Below are 10512 nucleotides of genomic sequence, written 5' to 3' on the forward strand. Positions count from 1 at the left end.
GCTTCATCTAAAATTAAAATATCTGGTTTCTTTAACAATGCCCTTACGATAGCTAATCTTTGTCTTTGTCCTCCAGATAAATTTGAAGCATTTTCTTCTAAAATCGTTTCATAGCGTAATGGTAATTCACTAATAAAATCATGTGCACAAACTTGCTTACATACTTGAATAACTTCTTCTAGTGAAACTACACGATTCAATCCAAATATCAAGTTTTCATAAATAGATCCACTAAAGAAAAAGGATTCTTGTGAAACATATGCAATACGATCCCTCAATGCTACTCTATTTATCTCTTTAATTTGATAATCATCATAATATATATCACCTTGATTAAGATCATAATAATTCATTAATAATTTAGAAATAGTAGTTTTTCCAGAACCACTTTCCCCAACAAACGCAATTTGACTACCTGGATCAATAGAAAAACTTATATTATTTAATACATTCTTACGTGTCCCATAACGAAATGTAGCATCCACAAATTCAATTTTTCCAGATAACTTTTTAGGGGAAACTTTATTATATTCTTTTTCATTTTGTTCTAAATCTAAATCAAAGATTTCATTTAATCGTTCTCCCGCAATTAATGCAGATTGCATTGTAGGCTGAATTCCTATTAAATTTTCAATTGGATTCAAAAAATAAACCAAAAGCGCATTATAAGAAATTAATTCCCCAATTGTCATATTCCCTTTTAACACTTCCATCGCACCAACCCATAAAATAATTGTCCCACCAATTAATTCAAGTCCCATCTTAATAGAACTTTGTAAATTAGCTAAAATTCCACTTTTAAATACATATCTCAAAAGATTAACAAAACGACTTTCTGTTTGAAAAAAGACTTCTTTTTCAGCATTATATGATTTTACGGTTGCAATACCGTTTAAAGATTCCACCAAATAAGATGTTAATTTAGCATTACTCTCCATTTCTTTACGATTAATGTTTTGATAAGGTTTATGAAATCCCCAAATAATACCTATATAAAAAGGAACTAATAGCAATGTAACTCCAAATAAAATTGAGCTATGCACATATAACAATACTGCCCCTAGCATTACCATTATTGTATCAATCATTAATGTAACAGTTATCGTTGATAATGCATCTCTTATTTTTCCAGCATCCATAAACCGCGAAATAATCTCTCCAACTTTTCTTGTTTCAAAAAAATGCAGGGGCAAACCAACTACATGACGATAGTATCCAAGCATTAACTGAATATCTATACGTCTACTCAAATATAAAATTAAATGCGTTCTAAAATAAGAGAGCAAAATTTTAAAAATATACAAAACAATAATTCCTATAGATACAATATGAAGCGTTTCCATTAATTGATTTACAACTATATCATCAATTAACAACTTAAAATAAAATGCTCCAGCAAAACCAAACAGATTAAAAAATATAGAAGCAATAAAAATTGGAAATAACAAATTAGTCTGCAGCTTCAATAAAGACAAAAAACGAGAGAATACCCCTTTAGATACTTCTACCTTCTCAAAATTTTGTTTTGGACTCATCAAAATTAAAATCCCTGTCCAAACCTTTAAAAAGTCTTCCAATTTATATTTAACAGACCCACTATCAGGATCTGCAACATATACTCTATTATTCTTTACTTTATGAATTACTACATAATGCAGTAATTCACCATCTACTACTAAATGAGCGATTGCAGGCAAAGGAATTTCATTTAAAAGTGTAGGATCTGTTGATTTTACTCCTTTCACATCAAAACCAAGTCTTTCTCCAGCTTCCAATATCCCTTGTACATTTGTACCCTCTAAATCTGTCCCTGCAATTTGACGAATTTTAGCAATTGAAATAGAAATTTCATAATGTCTTGATATCATTGCAAGACATGCAGGTCCACAATCTTTTAAATCATGCTGTTGAATACATTTAAACTTTTTAAACAAATTCAATCCTTCTTTCACTATTTTATATTCATCCATAATTCATTATATAAAATAAAATAAATTTAAGGTAAAAATTATAAAAAAATTCCAAATATGCAAAATTGCATATTTGGAATTACATATTTTGTATTAGAATAAAATTATGAAATGAATATTTCTAAATATTAAAATATTAAAAGGAGGTTTACAGCATGAATTTAAATAACACAAAATTCGCTGAACTTAATGAAAAAGAACTTCAAACAAATGGTGGAGCAAGAGGAATTTTCGGTCCTATTATCAAAGCTGGAAAACAATGTTGGGATAATGATTATTGCCGCGAAAAAACATATGGTACTTACGGTCGAACAGATAGTCGATATTAATTATATATGGATAATGATAATATTCAAATAAAAAAAGGATTCATATTAAGTATTTTTATATTTTAATTGAAAAGGAAAGATAATAAATGATAAAAAAAATACATCAATTTTTTGTGAATTTACATCCAATATCATTTATATTGATTATGGTAGTTTTAAGCTATTTAATTACCAGACCATTTATGTTGTTTTTACCAGAAATACAAAGTAACCCCGCTCAGAATGAACCTATATATCAGCAAATTTTATCCGTTTTAATTATAGCTCCTATAGTAGAAACTTTAATTTTCCAGGTTTTTTTATTCTGGATTCTTCGTTGTATTCCCTGGATTCGTGAACATGATTTATTAATAGTTTTAATTGCAGCATTAATGTTTGGTTTATATCATCCATTTGGGATAACTTATGTAATATGTATTACAGTAACAGGAATTCTTTATAATTATGCTTATTTGATTTATTATAAAAAAAATGAAAAAGCACGTGTTACAGTATCAGCATTTGGGATTGTGTTTTGGATACATGAGATAGATAACATAATTTCTCTTACAATACAAAATCTGTATTTTTAATACGTTAGATCTAATAACAAAACACCTTACATAAACCATAAAATAAACTCTTTAAATCGTATAAAATACTAAAATTTAAATAACATGCTTATAGCAAGGGAATGCTTCTAGACTTATCTATACTGCATTCCCTTATTATATGTATGCTATATTCTTATTCGCCTTTTTCTAACAATAGAACCACAAATCTTGCCAAAAACATTGACTATTGCCCTGTCCTAGAACATCTCCCCTCTAATCGGAATAAAGAGATTACAAGAAGAAATTTCTTTTAATATCACCAAAAGTGACAGGTTAGATAAAGCCTAACAAAAAATTGATATCAAAAATTTAAAAATGTCTAGAGTATTAATTTTTAATGAAAAAAATATACTCAAAATTTAAATATTATTAAATTGCAATATAAATCTATTGTATTGTATAATGTATTTAGAATAATTAATAAATATAATAAGAAAGGAAGTTTAAGAATGAAAAATAACAAATTTGAAACTTTATCTAAAAAAGAATTATTAAACACTAATGGCGGAGGAAAAGTAATTGGAACTATATTGCATTCCTTTATTCTATTTATGCTATATTCTTATTCGCCTTTTTCTAATAGTAGAACCACGAATCTTGGCGAAGACATTGGTTTTTGCCCTGTCCTGGGGTCCGTCCTCGCTTTTTATTCCACGATTCCCTTGACCACGAGCCTCCGAACCCTCAAACTCCCAAAGCTAACCCCAGCGGGCAAAAACCGCCCTTCTGGGGCCACCCCTGGCGAGTTTGCATGAGGGTTCCCCTCATCGTCAAGGAACTTTCGCGGCATAAACGCCAGGACTCAGCGATTCCACATGCGTCGCCACCACGATTCCTTTTTAATCTCTTGTACTTCTTCATTGTTTACTTGTTGTTCGGATGAATCTATCTCTAATATTGCTTGTTTTTCTTCTATCATAATTCTTTTTAAATCTTGAATCTCTCTCATCAAATACATAATTTGTTCATCTTTCTTATTTGCTTGATCTTCCATTGCCTTTTCTAATTCTTCCGAAACTATTTTTCTCACTTCATCTAAAGTAAACATAGTCTGTTCAAATGTTTGTTTAGAAGTGTTTTCCTGAACAACTTCCATATCAACAGCAATATATTTTTTAAAACCTTCTTTGTCTAATACTTCTAGAATCTCTTTATGAGGAACATTCTTTTTATTTCGAAGTTTATTAATAAATTTTAAAACATCCACACATTCAGAAGAAATATAGTACTTATTTTTCTCCCCCTGTTTGAATAGAATAAATTCTTCATAAGTATTGCAATTCCGTTTAATTGTCATTGAAGATACACCAACTTGTTTTGCTATATCTTCAGCCGATAGCCAAATTAATTCATGTCTTTCCCTAACCATTGTTTAAATCACTCCTATCTAAACAAACAAACAGTATCTGAACAGTACTTGTAAACATTATTATATCAGTTGTTTAGACACTGTTCAGATAAATTCCTTGTTCAGATAAACACTTATTAAAACTATTTAAACAAACAACTAAACAACTCCATCAATTTTGTTCCCAAATAGGGATCCCCTAATCCTTCTTACATACACATGAATTAACATTTTATTTTTTAACATAATAATTTTTGACTAAAAAATAAACTACTCTATAAAATTGGAAATTCCGAATCAAAAAAGACAGAAGAGCATAAGGGGTTTTTGGGCCCAACTAGGGGTTGGGACTAGGCGGAGCCTAGCTTAAACGTGGGTACACGAAAATTCCCAGGATGTCCACTCACTGACGACACAAAACCCATCAAATGTCCCCATCGTGTCCCTAGATGTAGACTCAGTGAGTACACAAAGTCCCTTTGATGTCTCCATATGAGTACTCACTAAGGACATCATATTTTTAATAAATTGCAATCAAACATTACTTTAAAATACTAAAAGAAAACAAATAGCATTAAATAAATATAAATCCATAGTTCAGAAGCAAATAACACCAAAATACAAAGTGCTATTCAGGCGCCCCAGAATCCTTTTTAAAGAATATAAATCTAAAATAATACTATTTGTCGTAAAAACAAAAACAAACGCTTAAAAAGAAAAATAAACAGGTTTAAAAGAAGATTTTCCTTTGCTTTTGGGGTTGAGGCTGGTTCGTCGTGTGGGGACGAGCCCCCACGTATTACGTATCTATTAATATGGTAAGTGAAATTATTAGACGAAGGCACTAGCGGTTCGGCTCGTATAATAGCAATTCAAGCCGATGATCCCCAATGGTTGCTTTTGGATGTATCGGCTTGGTGATATCCAAACTCGAGCCGAAAAAAGTTCCGCAAGGATGTAGCAAAGCGAAAAGGGTGGAGATTTTCTGTAGCAAAGCGAAAGAAAATACAACCCGTTCCTTGCGGAACTTTTAGCTCCTTATATAGAGAGTGAGAAGGGACAAGTATACAAAATTCGATAACTTTAGTTATCGAATTCGATAACTATGAAAGTTACAAAAAAACCTGTATGAAATTCATACAGGTTACACTAATTTTATAGGTAAATTTTTCAATTCTTTTGGTTTTCTTATAAACATAGTTTGTAATGTTTGATTAATATTGTCTCGATCTCCACAAAGAATCATATTAGGATTTATGTACAGTGCATACATTCTAGCATTAATTCCATCTCTACCCGACTCAAAACGTCCAATTAGACCCTTTTCAATTAATTGTTTTATTAATCTACTAACTGTATTTTTACTAGAACCTATTTTTTCTGCTATTTCAGTTTGAGTCATAGGTAACTGCTCTTTTGCATTAATATCATGAACAATACAGTTAGATCGAAACCCTATAAAACCAATAATTTTGTTTAAAAACATAATTTCTTCGTTTTTCAAATAATTATTCTGAATAAGATATAACCAATTCTCTTGAATAATTTGAGCGAATTTAGCTTTATTCTTCACTTTTCGTTCTGGGACTAACTTCATACCATGAGAATTAGCTTTTGCTTGAAGTTCATTTGCTAAATACATCTCTTCTTCAGACAAGATCTTTGAATTCTCGATATCTCTTAATCTTGCACTCTTTTCAGCTTGTTCTAAATTGACGAGCTTTGACATAATCTTTCTCCTCTTTCCTAAGATTTTCAACTAGAGAAGAGGAACGTTTTATGCTATGATGCTTATAGAATTTAAAATAAGTAAACAAACACAATCCCCTTTCTCTAATTGATAAGTTTGGTCGCTTTCAATTATAACATGAGGGGATTTTTTCTGTAATAAAAAACAAAAAGACTAAACAACCCTTGCTTAAAAACAGAAAAAATGGGATAATATAGAAGTAAAGGTTGCTATACTTTTTACATATTTAAGATTTAAAACAACTAGAATAAAAGTTAATCTTTCAAAACCAATGAGATATGAGATCAAGCATTGGTGGGGGGCTTATTTTCATACCTTAAATTTTATTTAAGGAGTTGAAGAGGCCAGATGTTTTTCTTCAAATTTAAAAAATCATCTCAAAAAGATACTGAAATTACTATTAAATGTGATTTTAATCAAATTATTTCAATATTTTTTGGGACATCGGCATTAGAAATATTAAAACAATTATTTATTTCATAATGCTTATAAATAAGAAAAAGAGTCCTAATTAATATAGGACTCTTTTTTACTTTATTCAAAAATAAACTTTTGAAATAAAAGACTGAATTTAATCAGCCTTAGTTATAGTACGTATTACATTGTCATAAATTCTTTGCAGATGAACTCTTTCATTAACATCAGTAGTTAACTCACTAACTCTATTTAATAACTCTATTAATGTTAAAGTATTTTTTATAATAACTTTGTCTTCTCTAAGTTTTTTTGCCTTCTTTTTAGTATCCTCACTAAATTTTTGCTTAGATTTAATAATTTTATTAAATAAAAGATGAATAGCATCTAAAGATAACTTTTCTATATCCCTTAAATCTTTTATATACGTTAGCATGTCTTCCTTATGTTTATCCAATTCAAAGATGTTATTAATCTTCTTCTTTACAGAATCTACTTTTAACGTATGATTAATCTTAATTAAAGGTTCTTCTAATTCTGGCATGGCACTAAAAGAAACTTCTCCATTATCAATTCTATACATTACTTCAAATGTAAATCTTTTTTGTCTAATTTCACCGTTAGATACAAAAATCCCAAAATAAACATCACCTATACCCTTAATATTTACAGGTTTAGGATCTTCAAAAAAGATTGAAACATCTGAATCACTAATTTGTCCACCAGACAGCGTAAGACAATTCCCAGTCTTTTTAGCATAATCATGAAGTCCCAATAATGTTAGATATAATACTAAATGATTATCATAATTCTTATAAGAAGTTGAAGTAATACCTCTTAATCTCCATTCATCTTCAATATTCAAAAATCTATATTGTCTCTTTACATCAGAAAATCTAGTAAAAAGAGTATCAAGAGTATTTGATAATACATCTAGTGTTTGTTTTTCTTCAGAAAAACTGTAAAATCGTCCTAAAGCAAATAAATCATCTAAAAATTCATAAGTAAAATTATAAATTCCAGCTGATTCTAAATTGTTTATACCTTTAAATTTTAAAATAATATTATTATCCTCATCATCAAACCCACAAAACTCAATATCCTCTAATTTTTCAGGTAAATCCATTTTCTCATTATCAACTTTATTAAAAGCTAATAACAGATCACTACTCCCATTCACTTGAATTTCCTCTGAATATGCCCCAAACTCCTCTAAAGGAAATGCTTCTTTTATTTCAACATCTAAATCAGAACCCCTAATTAAAGTTTTTAATTCTCCCAATTGAGCTTTATTGGAAGTTATATTCACTAATTTTTTTGTATAAAAATATTTCATTAAACACCCCTTCTCAACACTAAATGTTGATTTTTATTTTTAAAAACCGTCTATATATAGTATTATAATACATGAAAAACACAATATCAAGATATTGTGTTTTCTTTTTTAATTATTAACTGAAATTAATAGTCATCTTTGAAAGTAAACCTTTAAATAAAAGATGACTTAACATCAACCATCTTTCATGACCCAATACCAGCCTTCTTGTAACCAAAAACAAAGTAGCAATTAAGTATAGAATTCTAAAAGAAAAAAAAGGGGGGCAAGCTACGGGTTTGGCATGCTAAACCCCAAAAACTACGTTTTTGTCTTGCTAGGAAGTTTCCTAGTACCTTTACCATTTTTTTGTCCTCAAAATTTCATTTCTTCGTCCTAAAACAGTTATCGCTTCGCTCGATTTTCTATTTTCACGAATGTAAACTTTTAAATATTAGTTTACATTCAAACATCCTAAAACATTGACTTTACACCGAATCCCCTGATATCCTTAAAACACACAAAAAAGTATACATTCAAAACACTATAAATAAAGAGGTCATAAATCCATGAATAAAAAAACACATCTCATAGATGTCCAACCCATCAGAAGTAAAGATCAGATCGAAGATATGAAATGGGCTTTGAAACGTCATTGTTCCGAAAGAGACTATATTCTCTTTCTAATCGGTATTCATACCGGATTACGTGTTAGTGATCTACTTCAACTTGAAACACAAAACATAGTAAAGCTAAAACGAAAAAAGAGAAAAGAATTCAAAATCAAAGAAGGAAAAACAAAGAAAGAACGCATGATTAACCTTACTTCTATTTTTGATGAAATCTATTCGTATGCCCAAACACTAGAAGGTAACTGGTTATTCCCTTCACGAAAAGGAGATCAACCCATTAGTAAGATCCAGGCTTATCGACAATTGCAAAAAGCCGGAGATTTTGCCGGTATAGAATCTATCGGGACTCATACGATGCGCAAAACCTTCGGTTATTGGTTTTATAAACAAACAAAAGATGTAGCCATGTTGCAAGAAATTCTAAATCATAGCACACCACAAATTACACTAAAATATATCGGTATCAATAAAGAAGAAAAAGATAACATACTTGATACATTTTATATTTGAACTACCAATTTTAGTGAAAAATGAAAGAGGCCAATCTTTTAAATAATAAAGATTGGCCTCTTTCAATATTAATTAGAAATAAAATCGAATTTCTTTAATATAAATTTCCAAATTCGTTCTTCTCCGATTATTACAGAAGCCCTACCTACCATCCCTGTATACAACTCATGTGAATCCTGTATATCAATTGTTGCTTCTAATTCATACACATACCCTTTAGAATCCTTATCAAAAATAGGATGTGCTGATAAATAAGTTACTATTCCTGTTTGTTTATCAGATTTCTTTAGTTTAAACGAATATTGTACTTTATCCCCTTTTTTAATGCCTTTTATATCTTGAGCCGGTAATAAAATTCTAATCTTTTTCTCAGTATTTTTAGGGATAATTGAAACTATCTCTTGACCAGAATCAACTAGATCACCTTTTTGCATAGCAGAGGAAAATTGTACAACTCCATCTCTTTGCGCCCTTATACTTGTCATATCATTTTGATTATGTAACACATCCAATTCTTGCTTTTTCATAAAAATTTCTTGCTCTAAAGGTTCAATTCGCTGATTAACTAAAACAATTGTACTTTCTTTATATTGATTTAAAACATTTTTCTTTTCTTCTTGCTTTCCTTTTTTAACAATATCAACTTTTTTCCCTTCATTTTGTAAGGTTTCTTTTCTTAATTGAATCCTTTTTTCAATACCATTCCGTTGAGAATCTAAAGATTCTATTTTATCATCCAGAGATTTTTTATAATCATCTAACATAGTCTCTTTTTGTTTTTTAATAGAATTTATTTCTTTTTGTACATTTTCTTTATCTATAATTAAACCTTGTAATACTTCATCTTGCTCACCAATAATTTTATTATTATCTATAACTTTTATTTCATTATCTTTTTCATTTTGTAAAGATTGATAAGTTTGTTCATATGATTTATATTCCTCTATAATCTTTTTGTCTGTATCATCCAAAAAGAGCAATTTATGAGCTTGAATACTCTGTTTTAATTGTTCTAACATTCCTTTTTTCTTTTCTAAATGTTTAATAATTTGATCCAATTGACCCTGTTTATCTATTAATTCCTGATTTTTCAATTGAATTAAAACGTCTCCTTTTTTTACCTCATCACCTGATCTAACAGGAACAGTATCTACAATTCCTCCAATTTGCGTTCTCGATACGCTCACATCATATTTACCTTGTATCATTGCAGTCCCTTTGCTTACAATATCTACTTTTCCTATATATGCCCAAATCATAAAAAGTAATAAACTCATAAATAAAAAACATAGCAATCCCATAATAAAACGAGGTGGCTTTCTTTCTAGCAGTTCTACACTATCCGTTAATTGATCAAAAGAATAAATCTTATTCATATTGACCACCACTCATTACATAAGATTTTTCTTCTATATGTTCTACATGAATCGTTTGATTCTTCCAAAGACGATAATATTCAGCCTTCATAAATAATAATTCTTCATGAGAACCTTGTTCTATAATATTTCCATTTTTCATTACAAAAATTTTATTTGCATGCTGAATCGTACTTAATCTATGCGCAATCATAATTACCGTTATTCCTAGTAAACCTAATTCTTTTAGCATATCTGTAATTAATTTTTCTGTTGTAGAATCTAAATTACTAGTG

The 10512-nt window shown here is 29.3% G+C and carries 9 protein-coding genes and 1 pseudogene; 4 read left to right on the forward strand and 6 right to left on the reverse strand.

All coding sequences use genetic code 11. From position 1 onward, the window contains the following. On the reverse strand, positions 1-1934 hold a 1934-nt coding region (locus tag DN392_RS28725; protein WP_149238244.1), incomplete at its 3' end, for a peptidase domain-containing ABC transporter. 191 nt (positions 1935-2125) lie between these two features. Between DN392_RS28725 and DN392_RS30595 the strand changes: the two genes are divergently transcribed. The 3 genes from DN392_RS30595 (at position 2126) to DN392_RS28735 (ending at position 3647) form a co-directional block, all read left to right on the forward strand. Further along, positions 2126-2299, forward strand: coding sequence for a hypothetical protein (locus tag DN392_RS30595; protein WP_179955932.1), 174 nt, complete (start codon positions 2126-2128; stop codon positions 2297-2299). 86 nt (positions 2300-2385) lie between these two features. Then, positions 2386-2871 (forward strand): CPBP family intramembrane glutamic endopeptidase, encoded by a 486-nt coding sequence (locus DN392_RS28730; RefSeq protein WP_071742571.1) that lies wholly within the window; start codon positions 2386-2388, stop codon positions 2869-2871. 470 nt (positions 2872-3341) lie between these two features. Next, complete coding sequence (locus DN392_RS28735) at positions 3342-3647, forward strand: hypothetical protein (RefSeq protein ID WP_149238245.1); 306 nt, start codon at positions 3342-3344, stop codon at positions 3645-3647. A gap of 47 nt (positions 3648-3694) precedes the next feature. Here DN392_RS28735 and DN392_RS28740 read toward each other — a convergent pair whose 3' ends face one another. From DN392_RS28740 to DN392_RS28750, 3 genes are all read right to left on the reverse strand, one after another. After that, positions 3695-4261, reverse strand: a complete 567-nt coding sequence (locus DN392_RS28740; protein ID WP_071742569.1) for a hypothetical protein — start codon at positions 4259-4261, stop codon at positions 3695-3697. A 1123-nt stretch (positions 4262-5384) separates the two neighbouring features. Then, entirely contained in the window at positions 5385-5969 is a 585-nt protein-coding gene (locus DN392_RS28745; protein WP_149238246.1) for a helix-turn-helix domain-containing protein, read from the reverse strand. 592 nt (positions 5970-6561) lie between these two features. Continuing rightward, on the reverse strand, positions 6562-7740 hold the full coding sequence (locus DN392_RS28750) for a hypothetical protein (RefSeq protein WP_149238247.1): 1179 nt from the start codon (positions 7738-7740) through the stop codon (positions 6562-6564). A 548-nt stretch (positions 7741-8288) separates the two neighbouring features. Between DN392_RS28750 and DN392_RS28755 the strand changes: the two genes are divergently transcribed. Then, positions 8289-8861, forward strand: coding sequence for a tyrosine-type recombinase/integrase (locus DN392_RS28755; RefSeq protein WP_149238248.1), 573 nt, complete (start codon positions 8289-8291; stop codon positions 8859-8861). Positions 8862-8929: 68 nt separating this feature from the next. On the opposite strand, the gene DN392_RS28760 is transcribed toward DN392_RS28755, so the two are convergent. Further along, positions 8930-10237 carry a putative HlyD family type I secretion protein gene (locus tag DN392_RS28760; protein WP_071742577.1) on the reverse strand — a complete coding sequence of 436 codons (1308 nt, stop codon included), beginning with the start codon at positions 10235-10237 and terminating at the stop codon, positions 8930-8932. After that, positions 10230-10512 (reverse strand): annotated as a pseudogene (locus tag DN392_RS28765) (peptidase domain-containing ABC transporter); the annotation flags it as partial. The pseudogene DN392_RS28765 and the gene DN392_RS28760, both read right to left, overlap by 8 nt.

This window comes from Bacillus sp. BB51/4 (assembly GCF_008368845.1).
GTDB classification, from domain to species: Bacteria; Bacillota; Bacilli; order Bacillales; family Bacillaceae_G; genus Bacillus_A; species Bacillus_A wiedmannii.

Excerpts from the sequence above, each read along its gene's own strand:
- DN392_RS28750 (WP_149238247.1), bottom strand. The coding sequence starts at position 7,740 with ATGAAATATTTTTATACAAAAAAATTAGTGAATATAACTTCCAATAAA.
- DN392_RS30595 (WP_179955932.1), top strand. The coding sequence starts at position 2,126 with ATGAATTTAAATAACACAAAATTCGCTGAACTTAATGAAAAAGAACTT.
- DN392_RS28760 (WP_071742577.1), bottom strand. The coding sequence starts at position 10,237 with ATGAATAAGATTTATTCTTTTGATCAATTAACGGATAGTGTAGAACTG.
- DN392_RS28740 (WP_071742569.1), bottom strand. The coding sequence starts at position 4,261 with ATGGTTAGGGAAAGACATGAATTAATTTGGCTATCGGCTGAAGATATA.
- DN392_RS28735 (WP_149238245.1), top strand. The coding sequence starts at position 3,342 with ATGAAAAATAACAAATTTGAAACTTTATCTAAAAAAGAATTATTAAAC.
- DN392_RS28730 (WP_071742571.1), top strand. The coding sequence starts at position 2,386 with ATGATAAAAAAAATACATCAATTTTTTGTGAATTTACATCCAATATCA.
- DN392_RS28755 (WP_149238248.1), top strand. The coding sequence starts at position 8,289 with ATGAATAAAAAAACACATCTCATAGATGTCCAACCCATCAGAAGTAAA.
- DN392_RS28745 (WP_149238246.1), bottom strand. The coding sequence starts at position 5,969 with ATGTCAAAGCTCGTCAATTTAGAACAAGCTGAAAAGAGTGCAAGATTA.